Origin of the sequence: Epibacterium sp. MM17-32, assembly GCF_022348205.1 — a bacterium.
Classification (GTDB): Bacteria; Pseudomonadota; Alphaproteobacteria; order Rhodobacterales; family Rhodobacteraceae; genus Epibacterium.
Genome location: NZ_JAKRFC010000003.1, coordinates 49223 through 70689 on the forward strand (window position 1 = coordinate 49223; position 21467 = coordinate 70689).

A 21467-nucleotide genomic window follows, 5' to 3' on the forward strand; every position below is an offset into this window, starting at 1 on the left:
CGTGCTGCCCCGTCCCGCGCAGCGTGACGGGCCGAGTGACACTGAACGGTTTCCGATCCTGACGGATCGGACCAACGCGGGCCGGGCCTTGCGGCCCGGCCCGCGAGGCCACCTCAGACACACGAGACCGCCCAAGACTCAAACGTCGATAAAGGCGCCCGCGCCGCGCCAGCGGCGCGCGGCCCAAGGGGGTAAGGGGTCTGGCAAAGCCAGGGCCTGCGACCCGCGCGGGAGCCCGCCGCCCGCTGCAAGCGCATGACCGTGTGGACGCAATGCCTCGCCGCCCCGACAGAAAGCCCCCCTTGTCAGCCATCGCCTTGCCAGCGCACCACAAAGACCTGTTACCGCTGTTGCAGCTTGCGTGCCTCGACCCGCGCCAGGCGGATCAGGTCCTGCATATAGGGCTTGCCCTCATCCTCGCTGCGGATCGCCGCATAGAGCCTGCGAGTGATCCCCTGCGACGTCAGCGGTCGGGTCACATAATCGGAAGAGTATTTCACCTCCCGCACCACCCAGTCGGGCAGCACGGATACGCCGCGATTCGACGCCACCAGCAGCAGGATCACGGCGGTCAGCTCCACCTTGCGGATGCTGGCCGGCTCCACCCCCGCGGGGATCAGCAGCTGGCTGAACACATCCAGACGGGTGCGTTCCACCGGATAGGTGATCAGCACCTGGCCCCGGAAATCCTCCGCCTCGATATGGGGTTTCGCCGCCAGCGGATGCTGCGCCGAGGCGACAAAGACGGGGTTGTAATCAAACAGTTCGATAAAGGTGATCCCCGTCATTTCCTCCGGATCGGAGGACACCACCAGATCCACCTCTTCGCGCATCAGCGCGGGCATCGCCTCGAACGCAAGCCCCGGGCGGATGTCCACATCCACATCGCCCCAGCTCTTGCGGAACCCTTCCAGCACCGGAAACAGCCACTCGAAACAGGCGTGACACTCGATCGCGATATGCAGCCGCCCCGCCTCCCCATCGCGAAGCGCGGTGAACTCCGCCTGGGCCGCCTCCACCTGCGGCAGGATCTGCTCTGCCAGACGCAGCAGACGCATGCCCGCCGCCGACAGCTTCATCGGCTTGGATCGGCGTTGGAACAACTCCACCCCCGCCTGCTCTTCCAGCCCCTTGATCTGGTGACTGAGCGCGCTTTGGGTGATGTTGAGCTGATCGGCGGCCCGCGCCAGACCGCCTGCCTCATGGATCGCCTTGATGGTGCGAAGATGCCGGAACTCGATGTGCATCCTACGATGATCCTCATGTTGTTCTTGAGAAATATGAATTTGATTCATTGATAGCCCTCATGTGACAAGGGGTCAAATACGGTGCGACCGTTTCGGCAACGAATGCGACACCTGACACCACAGATGGGGCACATCGCGGCCCAAACGCCCTGCGCACAGCGCTCCGAGGAGACCAAGACAGTGACACAATCCAACACCACCCCCGAGATTTCCTTCGAGTTCTTTCCGCCCAAGAATCTGGAAGCCTCCTTTCGCCTTTGGGATACGGTTCAATCCCTGGCGCCGCTGGCGCCGCGCTTTGTCTCCGTCACCTACGGGGCCGGTGGCACCACCCGTGAACTGACCCGCGATGCGGTGACCACGTTGCACAAGAATTCCGGCCTCAAGGTCGCCGCGCATCTGACCTGCGTCTCGGCGACCCGGGCCGAGACGCTGGCCATCGCGGATCAATATGCCGAGGCCGGGATCACCGACATCGTGGCGCTGCGGGGCGACCCGCCCAAGGATCAGGGCCGCTTTGCCCCGACGCCGGAGGGGTTTGCCTCCTCCGTGGAGCTGATCGAGGCGCTGGCCGCCAAGGGCACCTTTAACCTGCGGGTGGGCGCCTATCCTGAAAGCCACCCGGAGGCCGCCAGTCAGCAGGCCAATGTCGACTGGCTGAAACGCAAGCTGGACGCAGGTGCCGATGAGGCGCTGACCCAGTTCTTCTTCGAGGCGGAGAGCTTCTTCCGCTTTCGCGACACCTGCGCCAAGGCGGGGATCGACACGGATCGCATCACCCCCGGTATTCTGCCGATCGAGAACTGGTCCGGTGTGCGCCGCTTTGCCGAGGCCTGCGGCACCCATGTGCCGGACTGGCTGGATGCGGCCTTTGAAAAGGCCCAGCGCGACGATCGCTGCGATCTGCTGGCGACCGCCCTGTGCACCGAACTCTGCACGGAGTTGCTGGACGGCGGCGTGAAGAAACTGCATTTCTATACGCTGAACCGGCCGGAACTGACGCGCGATGTCTGCCATGCGCTGGGGGTGACATCGAAAGTCCGCCTCCAGAACGTCGCCTAACCCCGGCGGCGAAACGCAGACTGCATCCACGAGGCCCGGACATGGCCCCACCAGAACAGGCGTCCCGCGCCATCGTGATCGAGGCGGGGCTGCGGCCCGAGCACCGGGCCCTTGCGGCAGAGGGCTATTGGCAGGCCTTTGCGCGCAAGCTGTGCTATCCGCTGGGGCCGAAGCACAAGGCCATCGCCTTCTTTGACCGGGTGATCCAGCCGGATCATGCGATCAGTGCGCTGTCGCCCAACGGTGACTTTCTCGGCGCGGCCGGCTTCAAATCCCCCGCCGGCAGTTTCATCGGCGGCAGCTTCCGGGATCTGGCGGCGGTCTACGGGACGCTCGGTGCGGCCTGGCGCGGCGGGCTTGTCAGCTGCCTGGAACGCGACTGCGAGGCAGGCACCTTGCTGATGGACGGGATTTTTGTCGCGCCGGAGGCCCGGGGCTGCGGGGTTGGTACTGCCTTGCTGCACGCGATCCTGCGCCACGCAGAAGCAACCGGACTGACGCGGGTCCGGCTGGATGTGATCGACACCAACCCGCGTGCCCGCGCGCTGTATGAACGCGAGGGGTTTATTGCGCAGCGCGAACAGGCGCTTGGCCTTCTTGCGCCGGTCTTTGGCTTTTCCAGCGCCACTGAAATGGTCAGGGCGCTGCCCCGATAGCATCACGCCCCGGGCACAACCGCCTGTCCCGCAGCGCTAATGCGGGCGGTGGCGCATGAACAGACTCAGCAGGTTGGCAGAGCGGCGCCCCCGGTCCGCGCCATGCACACTGGGATGGATTCTCTCGCTCGGATCCTGCCCCACCTTGCGGCGGCTGCGCATGAGAAAGATCTTGCCCCAGCCCGACCAGGTGCCCACCGAGGGCGCATCCGGATCCACCGGAAAGCGCATGCGCCAGTCGCGCGGCAGCGGCAGACCGCACATCTCCGCCCGTTCCAGCATCCAGACCAGAGATATATTGGCCAGCGGGCGGGCCTCTTCGAACCCTCCCAGCTGGCCACCAACATCGCCATGCGCGCCCCGGAACCAGACCTGTTCCAGCTGGCCGGTATAGTCCGGTGTGCTCTCCCACAGGACCGGCGTGTAGACCTCTCGGGTCTCATCCAGGGCCAGAGCCTGGAACCCCGCTTTCACATGCGAGCCCAGACGGTGGTCATGAAACGCATGGCGCACCTCGGCCCAGCGCCACAGGATCGGCAACCGCAGGCCCAGCGCCTTGACCGTATCCCAGACGCCGACCATCTCCACATCGACCGCGTCATGGCAATGCGCCCGCATGAAGGCGGCGCGCACCTCGCTGCCGCTGCCCAGCTGATAATGACGATAGGCGGTGCGAATGTGGCGCACGGTGGCGTGTTCGGTCTTCAGCAGGCCGACCGCCCCCAGCATGCCCGCCAGCGAGCGCACCGCATAGGCGCCGCGGGAATAGCCGATCAGAAAGATCTTGTCCCCGGGGCGATAGCGCGAGGCCAGATAGCCATAGGCGCGGCGGATCTTGCGGTTGATGCCGCGCCCCACCATGACATCGGCGGTCTTGTTCCAGCCGGTCCATTGCACCCCGGCCTCGTAGTAGACCGACACCTGCGGTCCCATTTCCTTGCACAGACGGTAGGCGGTGCCGGCGTGGGTTTCCTGGCCGGGCTCCAGCGTCGACATGGTGCCGTCAAGGATGATGACATGACACAGCGGGCCGCGGGTCGCGGTTTCCGAGGATTGTGCGGACAGCAGGCGCGGCCGCCCGAACAATCCCAGAACTGATTTACTCAGCCGCTTGAGGAACATCCCTGATCAACTCCCATAGTTTGACCGGCGTGAACGGCATGTCCACCTGCCGGATGCCCTGATCCCAGAGCGCATCCTGAACCGCATTGGCCACCGCTGCCAGCGCGCCGACGGTGCCCGCCTCGCCACAGCCCTTCATGCCCATCGGGTTCTGGGTCGAGGGCACCGGTTCGGACGTAAAGCCGACCCAGGGCATATCCTCGGCCCGGGGCATGGCGTAGTCCATGAACGTTGCCGTGAGCAATTGGCCATCGGCGTCATAGACCACATGTTCGAGCATCGCCTGCCCGAGCCCCTGTGCGACCCCGCCATGAACCTGACCTTCGGCGAGCATCGGGTTGATCAGATTACCAAAGTCATCGACCACCGTATAGCGGTCCACACGCGATTGTCCGGTCGCTGTGTCAATCACGACCTCCGCGAGGTGGGCCCCATTGGGGAAAGACCGCCCCGGCAAAGACGCCTCCGCCTGATGGCGCAGCAGATCCGTGCGGCCCCTGTCGCGCGCAAGATCCGCCGCCTCCAGCACCGTCGGCGTGAGGTTCGATCCCGGTGCGCGGAAGGTCTCGCCGTCAAAGTCGACAGCCTCCTCGTCGACGCCCATTTCCTCGGCCAGGAAAGGGGTGAAGGCCGCGACCATCTTGTCGACCGTGGCCAGGGTTGCATTGGCCTGCGTGGTGACGGAGCGAGAGCCGCCGGTGCCGCCGCCCTTGGCAATGCGGTCACTGTCGCCCTGGATGACCTTGATCGCGCTGACGGGGATGCCGGTCTGGTCCGCAAGGAACGAGGCAAAGACAGTCTCGTGCCCTTGTCCGTTGCTTTGCGTGCCCACGTAGATGTTCACCCGGCCGTCCTCCAGAAATTCGACGTCTGCGGTTTCTGAAGGATCGCCCAAAATACTTTCGATATAGTAACACAGGCCCGCGCCCCGGTAACGTCCCTCTGCCGCATCCGCCGCGCGACGCGCTTCGAACCCGGCCAGATCGGCCTGCTGCACCAGCCGGTCCAGCACCAGGTTGAAGTCGCCCACGTCGTAGGTTTCATCGGTGACGGTCTTGTAAGGGAACTTTTGCGGGGCGATGAAATTCCTGCGCCGCAGCTCCAGCGGATCAACACCAAGATCCCGCGCCGCCCGGTCCATCACCCGCTCCAGCACATAGATCGCCTCGGGCCGCCCGGCGCCGCGATAGGCATCCACCTGCGTGGTGTTGGTATAGATGCCGTCGACCTCCAGCCAGGCGGTCTGAATGTCGTAAACCCCGGCCAGAACACGGGAAAACAGCTGCGTCTGGATCGGCTGGCCAAAGTGGGAGTTATAGGCGCCAAGGTTGCACTGCGTGTGCACCCGGTAGGCGGTGATCTTGAGATCTTCGTCAAAGGCAAGCTCGGCCAGCGAGGTCAGGTCCCGGCCGCCATTGTCGCTCAGCATCGCCTCGGTGCGGTCCGACATCCAGCCGACCGGACGCTCCAGCACCCGCGCAGCATGGGCGACGGCGAAATACTCCGGATAGGGCATCGCCTTCATGCCAAAGCCGCCGCCGACATCCGGCGTCACCACTTGGATGTCAGCCTCGGAGAGGTGCAGCTTCTTTGCAAGCTGCTCCTTCATGCCCCAGACCCCCTGACCGCCAAAGTGGAACTGCAACCGGCCCTCCGCCCAGGTTGCATGACAGCCACGTGGCTCCATCGCGTTCACGATGACCCGGTTGTCCGCCACCTGCAGGCGGACGGTATGAGCAGCCGCGTCAAAAGCCGCCTCCGTCGCCGCCTTGTCGCCCAGCCCCCAGTTGAAGGCCCGGTTGTCCGGTGCTTCGGGATGGATCTGCGGCCCTCCCACGGCGAGGTCCAGCTTCACGTCAAGATCGTCATAGTCCAACGCGATCATCTCGGCGGCGTCGCGCGCTTGATCCAGGGTGTCGGCGATGACAACCGCCACGGGCTCGCCCACATAGCGCAGGCGGCTGCCGGCCAGCACCGGGCGTTCCGGCGCGGCCCCCTTGCTGCCGTCGATGTTCTTGATCACGGTTCCGTCCAGACGGGCCTCGATTCCGGCCTCCACCAGATCCGCCTGGGTCAGAACCAGATGCACCCCGTCGGCCGCGCGGGTGTCCTCGACGTCGAGCGTGGTGATCTCGCCATGCGCCACCGGGCTGCGAAACACATAGGCCCGCAACGCCCCTTGCGGCATTGTATCCTCGATATAGCGCCCCTGCCCGGTCAACAGACGCTGATCCTCGACCCGCGCAAGGGGTTGGCTCTTCCCGAATTTCTCGACGCGTTGGTTCATCAGATGGTTTCCTCTGCCTGCGCTTAGCTCAGGCGGAGCCTAATGCGCCCGACAGGCTTGTCCAGTGATCCCGGACCATGGCGCGGAGAAAATTCTCACCACCCCGTGAAGCGCCCCTTTGACACGCCCGGGCCGCCCGCCGCGCCCAGCCCCCTCTGATCGGCCCCTGTGATCGGCCTCTGTGACCGGCCTCTGTCAGAGGGATTGCGCTGCGCGATGCGCATCGCGGTGGCGCGGGCGCCGTGCCCACAGGGCACGGCGCCCGCTCGGCCCAACGCTTTGCGAGGTCCCGCAGGGGCATCGCCAAAGGGGCGGGAGCTCCCCCTCCCCCGGCGCGCCCGGCCTTGCGCACCGTCAGGGGCGTTGACAGAGGCCACGACAGGCTCCAAGGCCGCATCGCCTGGCCGTTCAGGCTTTGCCGCTGGGCGCGCCCCCGTTGCCCTCGCTCCCGCCGCTAAATCCAGCGTTTTTCCACAAAAAAATCCCGGACCTCGTGTACCCGGTCAGGTTCGCGGGGTGCGCGTCAGACCTGACCGGGCACGGAAGCCGGGACTTGAAAGAAGGGGGACGCGGTGGGGTGGTGGGTGAGGTGGGGTGCGTCCCTTGCAGACCTTTATTTCAAATAAGACTTAATAGCGGGTTATCATCCCCGGCCCGATCCGCGCGACCCGCGAATTTTCCACGCCGGTTCGGCACTTCCCCTTTGTGGCCGCATTCGGTATTGGGGGAGCAAATGCGGGTCTCAACCCGCCACCTGAGATCAAGAGACGCGACGGACGGGGCATCTGACATGGCACTGGAAAAGACCTTCAACGCAGCCGAGGCGGAGAGCCGCCTGTTTGACGCCTGGGAAAAGGCGGGCTGCTTCACCGCGGGCGCAAATGCCAAGCCCGGCGCCTCCACCTATTGCGTCATGATCCCGCCCCCGAACGTCACCGGCGTCCTGCACATGGGCCATGCCTTCAACAACACGTTGCAGGACATCCTGATCCGCTGGAAACGCATGCAGGGCTTCGACACCCTCTGGCAGCCCGGCACCGACCACGCCGGCATCGCCACCCAGATGGTGGTGGAGCGCAAACTGGCGGAAACCCAGCAACCCTCGCGCACCGAGCTTGGCCGCGAGAAGTTCCTCGAAAAAGTCTGGGAATGGAAAGAACAGTCCGGCGGCACCATCATCAATCAGCTCAAGCGCCTCGGCGCATCCTGTGACTATGGTCGCACCGCCTTCACCATGGCGGGCGCGGCGGGCGACACCCGCACCGGGCATGAGAACTCGCCCAACTTCCACGATGCCGTCATCAAGGTCTTTGTCGAGATGTACAACAAGGGCCTGATCTACCGCGGCAAGCGGCTGGTCAACTGGGACCCGCATTTCGAGACCGCGATTTCCGACCTTGAGGTGGAGAATATCGAGGTCGCCGGCCACATGTGGCACTTCAAATATCCGCTGGCGGGCGGGGAGACCTACACCTACGTCGAGAAGGACGAGGACGGCAACGTCACCCTCGAGGAAGAGCGCGACTATATCTCCATCGCCACCACCCGGCCCGAAACCATGCTGGGCGACGGCGCGGTTGCCGTGCACCCGTCGGACGAGCGTTACGCGCCTATCGTCGGCAAGCTGGTGGAAATCCCGGTCGGCCCCAGGGAACACCGCCGCCTGATCCCGATCATCACCGATGAATATCCGGACAAGGACTTTGGCTCGGGCGCGGTGAAGATCACCGGCGCGCATGACTTCAATGACTATCAGGTCGCCAAACGCGGCGGCATCCCGATGTATCGCCTGATGGACATGAAGGGCGCGATGCGCGCTGATGGTGCCCCCTATGCCGAGGACGCCGCCAAGGCGCAGGCCTATGCCAAGGGCGCTGCCTTCACCGAGAATGAGGTGGATGCCATCAACCTGGTGCCCGATCACCTGCGCGGGTTGGATCGGTTCGAGGCGCGCAAGCTGGTGGTGCAGGAAATCACCGACGAGGGCCTCGCCGTCATGCAGACCATCACCTCAAAGGTGAAGGATGAGGACGGTAACGAGACCGAGGTCACGCAAACTGTCCCTCTGGTCGAGAACAAGCCAATCATGCAGCCCTTTGGCGACCGCTCCAAAGTGGTGATTGAGCCGATGCTGACCGACCAGTGGTTCGTCGACGCCGAAAAGGTCGTCGGCCCGGCGCTCGATGCCGTGCGCGATGGCGATGTGAAGATCCTGCCGGAGTCGGGCGAGAAGACCTATTTCCACTGGCTCGAAAACATCGAGCCCTGGTGCATCTCGCGCCAGCTGTGGTGGGGTCACCAGATCCCGGTCTGGTACGTCCCGGGCGAGGACGACTGGTATCCGATCTGTGCCGCGACCGAAGAGGAAGCGCTTGAAAAAGCCCGCCTGCAATCCGCCGAGGGCACCGAATTCCGCATTGTTGCAGATCAGCAGGAAGCGGTCGAAATCCTCGCCGAACAGCGCAAGCTGATGGATGTGCGCACCGAAGGCACCATCCGGAGCTTTGAGGGGCCGATGCAGGTGCCGATGTTCCGCGACCCCGACGTACTGGACACCTGGTTCTCTTCCGGCCTCTGGCCGATCGGCACGCTGGGCTGGCCGGAATGGACCGAGGAGACCTCGAAATACTTCCCGACCTCGACCCTGGTCACCGGTCAGGACATCCTGTTCTTCTGGGTTGCCCGGATGATGATGATGCAGCTGGCGGTTCTGGACGAAGACCTGCCGGTGCAGGAACGCATCCCGTTTGACACCGTCTACCTGCATGGCCTCGTGCGCGACGCCAAGGGCAAGAAGATGTCGAAATCCACCGGCAATGTGGTCGACCCGCTCGAGATCATCGAAGAATACGGCGCCGACGCGCTGCGCTTCACCAATGCGGCGATGGCCTCGCTGGGTGGCGTGCTGAAACTGGATATGCAGCGCATCGCGGGCTATCGCAACTTCGGCACCAAGCTGTGGAACGCCGTGCGCTTTGCCGAGATGAACGAGGTCTTTGCCGACGCCGTGCCGCAGCTGACCGTTGACCAGCTCGCCCCCAAGGCCGCCGTCAACGCCTGGATCATCGGCGAAACCGCTCGCGTCCGCGAGACGGTGGACGAGGCCATGGAGGGCTTCCGCTTCAACGACGCGGCGCAGGCGCTTTACGGCTTTGTCTGGGGCAAGGTCTGCGACTGGTATGTGGAGCTGTCAAAGCCGCTGCTGCAAGGCGATGATGCCGAGGCACAGGCCGAAACCCGCGCCACCATGCGTTGGGTGATGGATCAATGTATGATTCTGCTGCACCCGATCATGCCCTTCATCACCGAGGAACTCTGGGGCGCCACCGGCAGCCGCGACACCATGCTGGTGCATGCGGACTGGCCGACCTACACCGCCGCCGATCTGGTGAAGCCCGCAGCGGATGCCGAGATGAACTGGGTGATCTCGGTCATTGAGAACACCCGCTCTGCCCGTGCCCAGATGCATGTGCCCGCCGGGCTTTATGTGGATATGCTGGTCACCGATATCGACGCCGCCGGTCAGGCCGCCTGGGACGCCAACGAGACGCTGATCAAACGCCTTGCGCGGATCGAAAGCCTGAGCAAGGTCGAGAGCGCGCCCAAGGGCTGCGTGTCGATCTCTGCCCCCGGGGCGTCCTTCCTGCTGCCGCTGGCCGACATCATCGACATCGACGGCGAAAAGGCGCGGCTGGAAAAATCCCTCGGCAAGCTGGCCAAGGAGCTGGGCGGATTGCGCGGGCGCCTGAACAATCCCAAGTTCGTCGCCTCCGCCCCCGAAGAGGTCGTCGAGGAGGCCCGCGAGAATCTCGCCGCCCGCGAGGAAGAGGAAACCAAGCTCAAGGAAGCCCTCTCCCGCCTGTCGGAAATCGGCTGACCTATCGCAAAATATGCATATCTCACGCCCGGGCCTCTGTCCCGGGCGTTTTTTCTTGTGTCAGAGCGGCTTGAAGGATGTGCATGCGGGCGCTTTCCCCGTGAAATTATCGACAATCACCTATAGGTGGTGATTGCCAAAGCCCGTGTTCTGGTACAGCTTGGAACGCGAAACGACAGAGGCCGGTCACCGGCCCGAAGACAGGTGGGGGAAACATGGCCAAAGGATACTGGGTCGCACATGTCGATATTGACGACATGGAGCGCTACAAGGCGTATATTGAAGCCAACGCAGCCCCCTTTGCCGAGTACGGCGCACGGTTTCTGGTCCGGGGTGGCCCCAAGGAAGTCCGCGAAGGTCAGATGCGCAGCCGCACCGTCGTGATCGAATTCAAGGATTTCGCCACCGCCAAGGCCTGCTATGACAGCGTGGCCTATCAGCAGGCAAAGGCGCTGCGCGATCCGGTGTCGACCGGCGACATGGAAATCATCGAAGGCTACGACGGCTGAGCCCGCGCAGAAGGAGTTTGTGATGCTGAAGAAGCTGTTTCAGGCCTTTCGCCCGACCCAGGGCCAATCCCTGCCCGACCCGGATGCGGAGCTGGCGCTGGGGGCGCTTCTGGTGCGGATTGCCCAATCCGACCGCGCCTATCTGCTGGAGGAGATCAGCCTGATCGACCGCATCCTGGCGCGGCTTTACGGCCACAACGCGCTTGAGGCTGCCAAGGTGCGCGCCACCTGTGAAAAGCTGCACGCCGCCGCGCCCGAGACCGACACCTTTGCCCGGCTCATCCGCGAGACCACCGGCCTCGAAGAGCGTCTGGCGGCGCTGGATGCGCTGTGGGAGGTGGTGCTGGCGGACAATCGCGAACATGAAGGCGAGATCGAAATCGTCAATGACGCCTGCAAGGCGATGGGCCTGTCGGTGATCGACAACAAACGCGCACGCGACCGGGCGCGCGCCAAATTGGCGACCAGCCCCACACAGCAGGGAGACGCATGATGTTCAAGGAGTTTCTGGACCGGCTGCTGGCCCCTGCCCCGGCGATCCTGCCCGACGAGGATGCCCGGCTGGCGCTGACTGCGCTGCTGGTGCGGCTGGCACGATCCGACAACGCCTATGCGGATGTGGAACGTGACCGGATTGATCGCATCCTGCGCACCCGTTTTGATCTGGACAGCGGTGCCGCCCAGATCCTGCGCGAACAGGGCGAAGGGCTGGAGGCCGCGGCCCCCGACACCGTCCGCTTCACCCGCGCGATCAAGGAGGCGGTGCCCTACGAGGATCGCACGGGCGTCATCGAGGCGCTCTGGCAGGTCGCTCTTGCCGATGGCAAGCGTGACGATGACGAGGATGCGCTGATCCGGCTGGCCTCCAATCTGCTGGGGGTGAACGACGTCGACAGCGCCATGGCGCGCCAGCGGGCGGAGGCGCGCACATGATCGCCCTGCTGCCGATGTACGACCGCCCCGAGCTGCAACCCGCCAACGATGCCTTCTGGCAGGCGATCCGCGCAGAACTGGGGCGCGGCCCGGAGCATCTGAGCCGTGACCTGGATCTGTGGCAGGCCTGGCGCGCGCCGGATCTGCTGCTGGCGCAGACCTGCGGCCTGCCCTACCGCGCGCGTCTTTATGGCGACGTGGAGCTGGTGGGCACCCCCGACTACGGCCTGCCGGGCTGTCCCGAAGGCCATTACAACAGCGTTGTTGTTGCGCCTGCCGACCGCAAGGGCGCCCGGCTCGCCGAATTCGCCGGCAGCCGCTTTGCCTATAACGATCCGGTGTCGCAATCGGGCTGGGCAGCGGCGATGATGCGCATGCGCAGCGAGGACATCCTGCCCGGAGAGCTGGTGGAAACCGGCAGCCATCAGGCTTCGGCCGTTGCGGTTGCCGAGGGGCGCGCGGATTTTGCCACCCTGGATGCGCTGACCTATCAGATGCTGTGTGACTACGAACCGGACCTGATGGCGCAGCTGTGCGAACTGGAACGGACCGAACCAACCCCGGCCCTGCCCTTTATCACCGCGCTTGGCGAGGACGCCGCCGCGATCCTCGCCGCCATGCAGCAGGCGCTGGAGACGCTGCCCGAGGAGCACCGCGCCCGGCTGCACCTGCGCAAGATCGTGCCGCTGACCCCCAGCGACTACCTCGCGATCCCGACGCCCCCCGGGCCGACGCTGGTGATGGACCGGCTCGCACGCGGGCGCTAACGGCATGGGACCGGCGCCGGCGCGGAGCGAGACCGGGCAGCCGCGCCCGGCCATTGCGCTATCTGGCGGTTTCGGGTGCGAAATTGGCATATTGCGGTGGTTTGTCCCCCCTTTGCGCATTGCAATCGCCCGGAAAGTTGGTCCAATAGGGGCCACTTTGCACAACAGCCGGGCGACAACACCTTGACCGACGACACCCCTGTACTCGAAATCCGCGGATTGCATAAATCCTACGGCGACTTGGAAGTGATCAAAGGGGTGGATATCACCGCCAAACGGGGCGATGTGGTCTCCCTGATCGGCTCTTCCGGGTCCGGCAAGTCCACGCTGCTGCGGTGCTGCAATCTGCTGGAGGACAGCCAGCAGGGGGAAATCCTGTTCAAGGGCGAACCGATCACCTGGCGCGGCACCGGCCTGATGCGCCAGCCCGGCGATTCCAAACAGGTGCTGCGCATCCGCACCAACCTGTCGATGGTGTTCCAGCAGTTCAACCTGTGGTCCCATATGACCATCCTGCAAAACGTGATGGAAGCGCCGCTGACGGTGCTGAAACGCAGCCGCGCCGAGGTGGAGAAATCCGCCCGCAAATACCTCGACCAGGTGGGCATCGGCGACAAATGCGACGTCTACCCGGCGCAGCTTTCGGGCGGCCAGCAGCAACGCGCCGCGATCGCCCGCGCGCTCTGCATGGAGCCCGAGGCGCTGCTGTTCGACGAACCCACCTCGGCCCTTGATCCGGAACTGGAACAAGAGGTCGTCAAGGTCATCAAGGATCTCGCCAGCGAGGGCCGCACCATGCTCATCGTCACCCACGACATGCGCATGGCCGCCGATGTCTCCGACCACATCGTGTTCCTGCACAAGGGGCTGATCGAGGAAGAAGGCTGCCCCGACGAGATTTTCGGAAACACCCGCAGCGAACGACTGCGGGCGTTCCTGTCGTCCACGCGACAGGCTCAATAACCATAAACCAGACCAACACCAATAAACGGGAGTAACACTATGAAATCTCTGCTTCTTGGCTCTGCTGCACTGGCACTGTCCGCAAGCTTTGCGATGGCTGACACCATTCGCCTCGGCACCGAGGGCGCCTACCCTCCCTACAACTTCATCAACGACGCCGGTGAAGTGGACGGGTTCGAGCGCGAGCTGGGCGACGAGCTGTGCAAGCGCGCCGAGCTGACCTGCGAGTGGGTGACCAACGACTGGGATTCGATCATTCCGAACCTGCTGTCGGGCAACTACGACGCCATCATCGCCGGCATGTCGATCACCGACGAGCGCAAGGAAGTTGTCGCCTTCACCCAGGGCTACACCCTGCCGTCGCCCTCCGCCTATGCCGCCATGGCCGAAGGCGTTGACGTCGAAGGCGGTGTCGTGGCCGCGCAGGCTGCCACCATCCAGGCCGCCCATGTTGCCGAAACCGGCGCCACGCTGGTCGAATTCCCCACCCCCGACGAAACCGTCGCCGCGGTGAAATCCGGCGAAGTGGATGCGGTTCTGTCGGACAAGGACTTCCTGGCGCCGATCGTGGAAGAATCCGAGCTGATCTTCCTCGGTGATGTCTACCTCGGTGGTGGCATCGGCATGGCCTTCCGCCAGTCCGATGACGAGCTGCGCGGCAAGTTCGACGCGGCCATCGCCTCCATGAAGGAAGACGGCACCCTGAACGACATGCTCGACAAATGGGAGATCGAGGGCAAGTTCTGATCGCCCCGATCCCGCATTGAGACAGGGAAAGGGGGCCATGGCCCCCTTTCTCCCTTTCCCCGCACCGCATCCCCGCCCTGTTCTGGCACGGGATGTCGTGTCCGCCCCCGACCCAGAGAAAGAGGCCCGCCATTTTTTCCTATTGCTCTGATCCGGCCAGCCTGGAGGGCTTCCAATGGCTGAGCTGCTATCTGACCACCGGCAAGCACATGGCCTTTTATGTGTCCTTTGGCACCGTGCTGCTGCTGTTGGCGATCACCGCGCCGCTGGCGCTTGCCTTCGGCTTTTTCGGGGCCAGCGCCGCGCGGTCCCGCGTGTTGCCGCTGTCGCTCTTTGGCAAGGGGTATATCGCCATCGTGCGCGGTGTGCCGGACATCGCCTTTTTCCTGTTCTTCGTGATCGCGCTCGATCAGGGCATCGAATGGCTGCGCCACAAGGTCAAATGTCCCGGCTGGGATGAACCGATCCGGCAGGGCAATGACTTTCTGGTCTGCCAGATCGCCAAGATGCCGCTGAACGATTCCCCGCAATGGGTGCATGAGGTCTATGGCTTCAGCCTCGCGGTGCTGACCTTTGCCATCGTTTTTGGCGCCTTTGCCGCCAATGTGCTGTTTGGCGCCATGCGTGCCGTGCCGCGCGCCCAGATGGAAACCGCCGAGGCCTATGGCATGACCCCGCGCCAGTCCTTCTGGCGGGTGCTGGTGCCGCAGATGTGGGTCTACGCGCTGCCGGGGTTGTCCAACCTGTGGATGGTACTGATCAAGGCAACGCCGCTGTTGTTCCTGCTCGGCGTCGAGGACATCGTCTACTGGGCGCGGGAACTGGGCGGATCAAAGACCGCACGTTTCACCGATTATCCGCATGGCGATTGGCGCATGTGGTATTTCCTGGCCTTGCTGCTGTTCTACCTCGCCTTCACAAAACTGTCGGAGATCGTGCTGGAGCGGATCACCCGCCGTCTGTCCCACGGGCAGGCCACCGTCGCCGGTGAGGCGCAACGCAAGGGTCAGGCAAAAGGAGCCGCGGCATGAGCTGTATCGAAACGCTTCAGGCCTATGCCTTCCGGTCGCTGGGATTTGGCGAGCGCCTGCTGCCGCGCAGTGACTTCACCCTGTGCGATCAATTCGTGCTGATCGGTTCCGGGCTGATCTGGAACGTCTACTTCGGCCTGCTGGCGATCCTGACGGGGTTCTTCTTTGCCAATGCGCTGGCGGTGGCCAAGAATTCCCCGCGGCGCTGGCTACGCGCCCCGGCCAACGGGTTCATCTTCGTGTTCCGCGGCTCGCCGCTGTTCATCCAGTTCTTCTTTGCCTATTTCCTGTTTCTGTCGCTCAAGAGCGTGTCGCCGATCTTCGATCCGCTGTCGGCGGCCTGGCTGGGGGCGCTGATCGTTCTGTTCCTGAACACCTCCGCCTATTCGGCAGAGATCTTCTATGGCGCGCTGCGCTCGATCCCCAAGGGCGACATCGAGGCGGCAGATGCCTATGGGCTGGCAGGATGGAGCCGCTTTCGCCGGGTGATCTGGCCCACGATGATGCGGCTGGCCTGGCCCGCCTATACCAACGAGGCGATCTTCCTGTTCCATGCCACCACGCTGGTGTTCTTCTCGGGCTTTCCCGCCTGGCGCCAGCAGGGGGATGCGCTCTATTACGCGAATTATTTCGCCGACAAGACCTTCAACCCGTTCATCCCCTACCCGATCCTGGCCTTCTACTTCATCCTGCTGACGCTGGTCATCATCACCACCTTCGGGGCGATCAACACCCGCCTGAACCGGCACCTGCCGCAAGACAGGCGCGCAAAGATCCGGTTCAAGCCCCAGGTCATTCGCTGACACCACAGGCGGGCCGCGCGCACTCTCGCGCCGCCCGCCAGTCTGAATGTCCCTCACTGCCCGTTCACAACTCTCGCACAAGGGCTCCTGTCGGAGCCCTTGCAGTATTCGGGGGCCCTCCCGCCCGCCCGGGAACTCCCCTTCGGGGCCTCCCCCGGGCCGTTGGGCCCGGCGGCGCGGCGCGTGCCCCTTGGGCACGCGCCGCGCCGGTCGCTTCGGGCAGAGCCCGAAGCGAAACACCTCAGTACGCAAAACAGGCGTCTTGCGCTGAGGTTTCATTTTTTGATCAAATTCTCTTGCCAGGTTGCGATTGCCACGCCAAACTGCGGGCAACACAACAAGGAGCACGCGCATGGACCTCTCTGCGCTCAGAACAATCCGCATCGCCGCCTGTGACCTGAACGGACAGATGCGCGGCAAGCGCCTGCCCGCAGGCATGGCCGACAAACTCGGCGAAGGCTCCGCCCGGATGCCCTACTCTGTCCTCAACGTCGACATCTGGGGCCGCGATATCGACGACAGCCCTTTGGTGTTTGAAACCGGCGATGCCGATGGCATCCTGCTGCCCACCAAACGCGGCGCGGTGCCGATGCCCTGGCTTGCGACCCCTTCGGCGCTGGTACCGATGAAGATGGTGCATGAAGACGGTCGCCCCTTCCTGGGCGATCCGCGTCAGGTGCTGGCGCATGTGCTCGACCGCTACGCCGAAAAAGGCTGGCAGGTGGCCGCCGCGACCGAGCTCGAATTCATCCTGATCGACGACGCCGGTACCGAACCGCTGCCGCCGATTGACCCCCTCACGGGGCGGGCGCTCGATCAGCAATCGGTGCTCTCGATTGCGGAACTGGACGCCTATGACGACTTCTTTACCGATCTTTATGACGGGGCCGAGGCGATGGGCATCCCGGCACAGGATGCGATTTCCGAGGCCGGTCTGGGCCAGTTTGAAATCAACCTGACCCATCAGGACGCCATGCGCGCCGCCGATGACACATGGCTCTTTAAGGCGCTGGTCAAAGGCGTTGCGCGCAAACATGGCTTTGCCGCAACCTTCATGGCCAAACCCTACGCCGAGGAATCCGGCAACGGCATGCATGTGCATTTCTCGGTTGTGGATCGCGACGGCAACAACATCTTTGACAATGGCGGCCCCGAGGGCACGCCGGCGCTGCATGCCGCCGTGGCGGGCTGCATCAACGCCATGCGCGACAGCACGCTGGTCTTTGCCCCGCATGGCAATTCCTACGACCGTCTGGTGCCGGGCGCCCATGCCCCGACCTCTGCCGCCTGGGCCTATGAGAACCGCACTGCCGCCATTCGCATTCCCGGCGGCAGCCCCAAGGCGCGGCGCATCGAACACCGGGTCTCGGGTGGCGACATCAACCCCTATCTGATGCTGGCCACCGTCCTTGGCGCGGCCCTCATCGGCATGGAAGATGGCGCAACACCCCCGCCCCCCTCCGAGGGCAATATCTACGACATCGAAGGTCTGCCGCAGCTGGCGGGCAGCTGGGCCGAGGCGATCGACCTCTTTGAAAACAGCCCCCTCATCGCGCGCATCCTGCCGCCGATGGCGATCCGCAATCTGGTGATGACCAAACGCCAGGAGCTCAAGGGCTTTGCCGAGCGCCCGGCAGAGAGTCATTGGCTCTCGTGGCTGGAGGCCGTATGAGGCAGGGAGAGACCTCTGTGTCCCGCCCTTGTATTTTGATCATATTTGGTGACCTATGAAGATCGGCATCCTGCAAACCGGCCACGCCCCGGAAGAGCTGAAACCCACCTCCGGAAACTACGACGCGATGTTCCGCACGCTCCTTGATGGGCATGGGTTCAGCTTTGACACCTATCCGGTGCTGGATGGCGTGTTCCCCGAGGGCGCGGAGGCGGCGGAGGGCTGGCTTATCACCGGATCAAAACACGGCGCCTATGAGGATCACGACTGGATTCCCCCGCTCGAAGATCTGATCCGCGAGATCCACGCGCGCAAGATGCCCCTCGTTGGCATCTGCTTTGGCCATCAGATCATCGCGCAGGCCCTTGGCGGCAAAGTGGTGAAATATGACGGCGGCTGGAGCGTCGGCCACACCGAATACCGCCTGCATGGCGCGCCGGTGCAGCTAAATGCCTGGCATCAGGATCAGGTGGTGGAACTCCCCGCCGAGGCCCGCGTGATCGGCCAAAGCGATTTCTGCGCCAATGCCTTTCTGGCCTATGGCGACCACATCTGGACCTCGCAGCCGCACCCGGAGTTCGAAAACGCCTTTGTCGACGGGCTCTTGCGCACCCGTGGCAAGGGCGTGGTGCCTGATGAACAACTCAACGCGGCCGGGGCCTCCCTCGACCGCCCGACCGATTCCAACCTAATAGCCAACGAGATTGCCGACTTCTTCAAGAAAGTGAGGACCCGATGACGAGCCCGACGCGCTGGCAGGAGAAACTGCCCGAAGCTGCCAAGACCTATCTGGAGGGCCGTCGTCTCGACGAGGTTGAATGCGTTATCTCGGACCTGCCGGGCATCGCCCGGGGCAAGGCGGTGCCAGCATCCAAATTTGCCAAGCAGGACTATTTCCACCTGCCCGACAGCATCTTTTACCAGACCATCACCGGCGATTGGGCCGATGCGGCGGATGAGGATGGCTGGATCGAAAAGGACATGACGCTGAAGCCGGACATGTCCACCGCCACCGCCGCCCCCTGGACCGGCGACTGGACCCTGCAGGTGATCCATGACGCCTATGACCGCGACGACAATCCGGTGCCCTTCAGCCCGCGCAACGTGCTGAAACGTGTCGTCGACCTCTATCATGCGCAAGGTTGGAAACCTGTGGTGGCGCCGGAGATGGAGTTCTTTCTGGTGGCGCGCAACGTCGACCCCGCCCGCGACATCGAGCCGATGATGGGCCGCTCCGGCCGCCCGGCCGCCGCCCGTCAGGCCTATTCCATGACCGCGGTGGACGAATTCGGCCCGGTGATCGACGACATCTATGACTTTGCCGAGGCGCAAGGGTTCGAGATCGACGGCATCACCCAGGAGGGCGGCGCCGGTCAGCTGGAAATCAACCTGCGCCATGGCTCGCCGGTGAAACTGGCCGACGAGGTGTTCTACTTCAAACGCCTCATCCGCGAGGCCGCTCTGCGCCACGATTGCTTTGCCACCTTCATGGCCAAACCGATCGAGGACGAACCGGGCTCAGCCATGCATATCCATCACTCCATCATCGATATGGAGAGTGGCGAGAACATCTTTTCCGGCCCGCAGGGCGGTGAAACGGATGCCTTCTATCACTTTATCGCGGGGTTGCAGACCTATATGCCCGCCGGTCTCGCGGTGATGGCGCCCTATGTGAACTCCTATCGCCGCTACGTGAAGGACCACGCCGCCCCGATCAACCTGGAATGGGCGCGCGACAACCGCACCACCGGCATCCGTATTCCGCTGTCGGGACCGGCCGCGCGGCGGGTGGAAAACCGCATCGCGGGCATGGATTGCAACCCCTACCTCGGTATCGCGGTGTCGCTGGCCTGCGGTTATCTCGGCCTGATGGAAGAACGCCGCCCCACGCGCCAGTTCAAGGGCGATGCCTATGAGGGCGAAGGCGACATTCCGCAGGTGATGGGCCAGGCGCTGGATCTCTTTGACGAGGCCACGGCCCTGCATGAGGTGCTCGGCCCCGATTTCGCCCGCGTCTACAGCTGCGTGAAACGGGCAGAATACGAGGAGTTCCTGCAAGTGATCTCGCCGTGGGAGCGCGAGCACCTGCTGCTGAACGTCTGATCCATTGGTGCTGCGTCCAGTCTCGGGCGCGGCGCATTGGATATTTATGAGAAGCTGAAAGACCAGCCCCCTGCGATCAAACTCCGGGGGTGGCAGACCCATGAGGCCGACCCGATGGCGCTGAACCTTCTGCACGCAAACGACCGCCCCGGCAAATACCCCCAAAGCTGGTATGCCGCCACCGCGACGCCGGGGGTGCACTACCCCTCGCTGTCGGGCGGGCTGCGGGCGGATGTCTGCATTGTGGGCGCGGGCTATACTGGACTTTCCGCCGCGCTGCATCTGGCCGAAGCGGGACGCTCGGTGGTGCTGCTGGATGCGCAGCGGGTGGGCTTTGGCGCCTCCGGGCGCAACGGTGGCCAGCTTGGCTCCGGCCAGCGTCAGGACCAGGAAGCGCTGGAAAAGATGGTGGGGCAACAGGATGCCACCCATCTCTGGGCCTTGGGCGAAGAGGCCAAGGATCTGGTGAAATCCCTGATCGCCAGGCACCAGATCGACTGCCACCTGAAACCGGGCGTCGCCTGGACCGCCGAGAGCGCGCGGGACGTGCGACATCTGCATGACTACGGCCACCATCTGCAAGACCGCTATGGCTATGATCAGATTGAGATTCTGGATCAAGACGCCTGTCATGCCATGTGCCCCTCACCCGCCTATAAGGGTGGCATTCTGGACCATGGTGCCGGGCATCTGCATCCGTTGAATTTTGCCCTCGGTCTCGCCCGTGCAGCAACTGCCGCAGGCGCGCAGATTTATGAACGCAGCGAAGTCTTTGCCATCGAGGACGGCCCGCAGGTCGAGGTGCGCACTGGCGAGGGCACCGTGCGCGCCGATCATCTGATCCTCGCCTGTAATGGCTATCTTGGCGGCCTGAACGAACAGGTCGCCGCACGGGTGATGCCGATCAACAATTTTGTCGCCGCAACCGAGCCTCTGGGCGATGCTGCCGCGCAGGTCCTGACCCGTGATGTGGCGGTGGCGGACAGCAAATTTGTGGTGAATTACTTTCGCCTCAGCCATGATAAGCGGCTGTTGTTTGGCGGCGGCGAGAGCTATGGCTACCGCTTTCCCAGCGATATTGCCGCCAAGGTGCGCGGCCCCATGAGCGAGATCTTCCCGCATCTTCGCGATGTAAAGATAGACTACGCATGGGGCGGCACTCTTGGGATCACTATGAAACGGCTGCCCTATCTGGCACGGGTCTCGCCGCGCATCCTGTCGGCCTCTGGCTATTCCGGGCATGGGGTGGGCACCGCCACCCACGCGGGCCGTCTGATGGCCGAAGCCGTTGCAGGTCAAAGCGACGGGTTCAACACCATGGCCCGCATTCCCACCACGCCATTTCCGGGCGGCGCGCGTATGCGCTCGCCGCTGCTGGTGCTGGCAATGACGTGGTTTTCGCTGCGCGACCGGCTTGGGATCTGATCCGACCAGTCGCGGAGCCTTACCCGCAGTTTTAGGTACTCGGGGGCTCCGCCCACTATTTTAAATGTCCGGGGGCTCTGCCCCCGGGACCCCCGAGGTATTTCTGAAAAGATGAAGCAGATCTGAAACCAGCGAATCCGCTTGGTTGCGCTGCGGGCTGTCTGCCGCTCTCTGAGGGCAAAAAGCCCTGCCTGAAGGCAACAGTTTCGTGAAATTCCTGCCAACGCCCCCCTGATAACCCTCTGAGGACAGGGGAATCCTTG

The 21467-nt window shown here is 63.9% G+C and carries 18 protein-coding genes; 15 read left to right on the forward strand and 3 right to left on the reverse strand.

Features of this window, described 5'->3' with window-relative positions:
- Positions 1–341: 341 nt before the first annotated feature.
- Positions 342–1247, reverse strand: coding sequence for a LysR family transcriptional regulator (locus MHM88_RS05970; protein WP_239361373.1), 906 nt, complete (start codon positions 1245–1247; stop codon positions 342–344).
- Positions 1248–1427: 180 nt separating this feature from the next.
- On the opposite strand from MHM88_RS05970, the gene metF reads away from it, so the two are divergent.
- Both metF and MHM88_RS05980 read left to right on the forward strand, forming a co-directional pair.
- Entirely contained in the window at positions 1428–2309 is an 882-nt protein-coding gene (gene metF / locus MHM88_RS05975) for a methylenetetrahydrofolate reductase [NAD(P)H] (RefSeq protein ID WP_239361377.1), read from the forward strand.
- A 41-nt stretch (positions 2310–2350) separates the two neighbouring features.
- The gene (locus tag MHM88_RS05980) at positions 2351–2965 is read left to right on the forward strand and encodes an N-acetyltransferase (RefSeq protein ID WP_239361378.1); all 615 of its coding nucleotides are present in this window, start codon (positions 2351–2353) and stop codon (positions 2963–2965) included.
- A gap of 36 nt (positions 2966–3001) precedes the next feature.
- Here the strand turns inward: MHM88_RS05980 and MHM88_RS05985 are convergent, their stop codons facing one another.
- On the reverse strand, positions 3002–4087 hold the full coding sequence (locus tag MHM88_RS05985) for a DUF2235 domain-containing protein (protein WP_239361380.1): 1086 nt from the start codon (positions 4085–4087) through the stop codon (positions 3002–3004).
- Positions 4065–6374 carry a xanthine dehydrogenase family protein molybdopterin-binding subunit gene (locus MHM88_RS05990; RefSeq protein WP_239361381.1) on the reverse strand — a complete coding sequence of 770 codons (2310 nt, stop codon included), beginning with the start codon at positions 6372–6374 and terminating at the stop codon, positions 4065–4067. Before MHM88_RS05990 ends, MHM88_RS05985 begins: the two co-directional genes overlap by 23 nt.
- A gap of 790 nt (positions 6375–7164) precedes the next feature.
- On the opposite strand from MHM88_RS05990, the gene MHM88_RS05995 reads away from it, so the two are divergent.
- From MHM88_RS05995 to MHM88_RS06055, 13 genes are all read left to right on the forward strand, one after another.
- Entirely contained in the window at positions 7165–10251 is a 3087-nt protein-coding gene (locus tag MHM88_RS05995) for a valine--tRNA ligase (protein WP_239361383.1), read from the forward strand.
- 215 nt (positions 10252–10466) lie between these two features.
- Positions 10467–10760 (forward strand): DUF1330 domain-containing protein, encoded by a 294-nt coding sequence (locus MHM88_RS06000; RefSeq protein ID WP_239321319.1) that lies wholly within the window; start codon positions 10467–10469, stop codon positions 10758–10760.
- Positions 10761–10782: 22 nt separating this feature from the next.
- A complete protein-coding gene (locus tag MHM88_RS06005; protein WP_239321318.1) occupies positions 10783–11253 on the forward strand; it encodes a TerB family tellurite resistance protein in 471 nt (156 codons plus the stop codon).
- The gene (locus MHM88_RS06010) at positions 11253–11693 is read left to right on the forward strand and encodes a TerB family tellurite resistance protein (RefSeq protein WP_239362500.1); all 441 of its coding nucleotides are present in this window, start codon (positions 11253–11255) and stop codon (positions 11691–11693) included. Before MHM88_RS06005 ends, MHM88_RS06010 begins: the two co-directional genes overlap by 1 nt.
- Positions 11690–12460, forward strand: a complete 771-nt coding sequence (locus MHM88_RS06015) for a phosphate/phosphite/phosphonate ABC transporter substrate-binding protein (protein ID WP_239361385.1) — start codon at positions 11690–11692, stop codon at positions 12458–12460. Before MHM88_RS06010 ends, MHM88_RS06015 begins: the two co-directional genes overlap by 4 nt.
- A gap of 183 nt (positions 12461–12643) precedes the next feature.
- A complete protein-coding gene (locus MHM88_RS06020; protein WP_239361387.1) occupies positions 12644–13423 on the forward strand; it encodes an ABC transporter ATP-binding protein in 780 nt (259 codons plus the stop codon).
- 39 nt (positions 13424–13462) lie between these two features.
- Positions 13463–14170: a transporter substrate-binding domain-containing protein gene (locus tag MHM88_RS06025; RefSeq protein ID WP_239321310.1), complete on the forward strand. Its 708-nt coding sequence runs from the start codon at positions 13463–13465 to the stop codon at positions 14168–14170.
- Positions 14171–14301: 131 nt separating this feature from the next.
- Positions 14302–15201: an ABC transporter permease subunit gene (locus MHM88_RS06030; RefSeq protein WP_239321422.1), complete on the forward strand. Its 900-nt coding sequence runs from the start codon at positions 14302–14304 to the stop codon at positions 15199–15201.
- Positions 15198–16004 (forward strand): ABC transporter permease, encoded by an 807-nt coding sequence (locus MHM88_RS06035; protein ID WP_239321307.1) that lies wholly within the window; start codon positions 15198–15200, stop codon positions 16002–16004. Before MHM88_RS06030 ends, MHM88_RS06035 begins: the two co-directional genes overlap by 4 nt.
- Positions 16005–16356: 352 nt before the next feature.
- Positions 16357–17676 carry a glutamine synthetase family protein gene (locus tag MHM88_RS06040; protein ID WP_239361388.1) on the forward strand — a complete coding sequence of 440 codons (1320 nt, stop codon included), beginning with the start codon at positions 16357–16359 and terminating at the stop codon, positions 17674–17676.
- Between the two features lie 55 nt (positions 17677–17731).
- Positions 17732–18415 (forward strand): type 1 glutamine amidotransferase, encoded by a 684-nt coding sequence (locus MHM88_RS06045; protein WP_239361389.1) that lies wholly within the window; start codon positions 17732–17734, stop codon positions 18413–18415.
- Positions 18412–19779 carry a glutamine synthetase family protein gene (locus tag MHM88_RS06050; RefSeq protein ID WP_239321299.1) on the forward strand — a complete coding sequence of 456 codons (1368 nt, stop codon included), beginning with the start codon at positions 18412–18414 and terminating at the stop codon, positions 19777–19779. Before MHM88_RS06045 ends, MHM88_RS06050 begins: the two co-directional genes overlap by 4 nt.
- A gap of 114 nt (positions 19780–19893) precedes the next feature.
- On the forward strand, positions 19894–21204 hold the full coding sequence (locus MHM88_RS06055) for an FAD-binding oxidoreductase (protein WP_239362503.1): 1311 nt from the start codon (positions 19894–19896) through the stop codon (positions 21202–21204).
- The last annotated feature ends 263 nt before the right edge of the window (positions 21205–21467 follow it).

What these genes read in the sequence shown, in the direction of transcription:
- MHM88_RS05970 (WP_239361373.1), bottom strand. Translation starts at nt 1,247, where the DNA reads ATGCACATCGAGTTCCGGCATCTTCGCACCATCAAGGCGATCCATGAG.
- MHM88_RS05980 (WP_239361378.1), top strand. Translation starts at nt 2,351, where the DNA reads ATGGCCCCACCAGAACAGGCGTCCCGCGCCATCGTGATCGAGGCGGGG.
- MHM88_RS05985 (WP_239361380.1), bottom strand. Translation starts at nt 4,087, where the DNA reads ATGTTCCTCAAGCGGCTGAGTAAATCAGTTCTGGGATTGTTCGGGCGG.
- MHM88_RS05990 (WP_239361381.1), bottom strand. Translation starts at nt 6,374, where the DNA reads ATGAACCAACGCGTCGAGAAATTCGGGAAGAGCCAACCCCTTGCGCGG.
- MHM88_RS05995 (WP_239361383.1), top strand. Translation starts at nt 7,165, where the DNA reads ATGGCACTGGAAAAGACCTTCAACGCAGCCGAGGCGGAGAGCCGCCTG.
- MHM88_RS06000 (WP_239321319.1), top strand. Translation starts at nt 10,467, where the DNA reads ATGGCCAAAGGATACTGGGTCGCACATGTCGATATTGACGACATGGAG.
- MHM88_RS06005 (WP_239321318.1), top strand. Translation starts at nt 10,783, where the DNA reads ATGCTGAAGAAGCTGTTTCAGGCCTTTCGCCCGACCCAGGGCCAATCC.
- MHM88_RS06010 (WP_239362500.1), top strand. Translation starts at nt 11,253, where the DNA reads ATGTTCAAGGAGTTTCTGGACCGGCTGCTGGCCCCTGCCCCGGCGATC.
- MHM88_RS06015 (WP_239361385.1), top strand. Translation starts at nt 11,690, where the DNA reads ATGATCGCCCTGCTGCCGATGTACGACCGCCCCGAGCTGCAACCCGCC.
- MHM88_RS06025 (WP_239321310.1), top strand. Translation starts at nt 13,463, where the DNA reads ATGAAATCTCTGCTTCTTGGCTCTGCTGCACTGGCACTGTCCGCAAGC.
- MHM88_RS06035 (WP_239321307.1), top strand. Translation starts at nt 15,198, where the DNA reads ATGAGCTGTATCGAAACGCTTCAGGCCTATGCCTTCCGGTCGCTGGGA.
- MHM88_RS06040 (WP_239361388.1), top strand. Translation starts at nt 16,357, where the DNA reads ATGGACCTCTCTGCGCTCAGAACAATCCGCATCGCCGCCTGTGACCTG.
- MHM88_RS06045 (WP_239361389.1), top strand. Translation starts at nt 17,732, where the DNA reads ATGAAGATCGGCATCCTGCAAACCGGCCACGCCCCGGAAGAGCTGAAA.
- MHM88_RS06050 (WP_239321299.1), top strand. Translation starts at nt 18,412, where the DNA reads ATGACGAGCCCGACGCGCTGGCAGGAGAAACTGCCCGAAGCTGCCAAG.
- MHM88_RS06055 (WP_239362503.1), top strand. Translation starts at nt 19,894, where the DNA reads ATGGCGCTGAACCTTCTGCACGCAAACGACCGCCCCGGCAAATACCCC.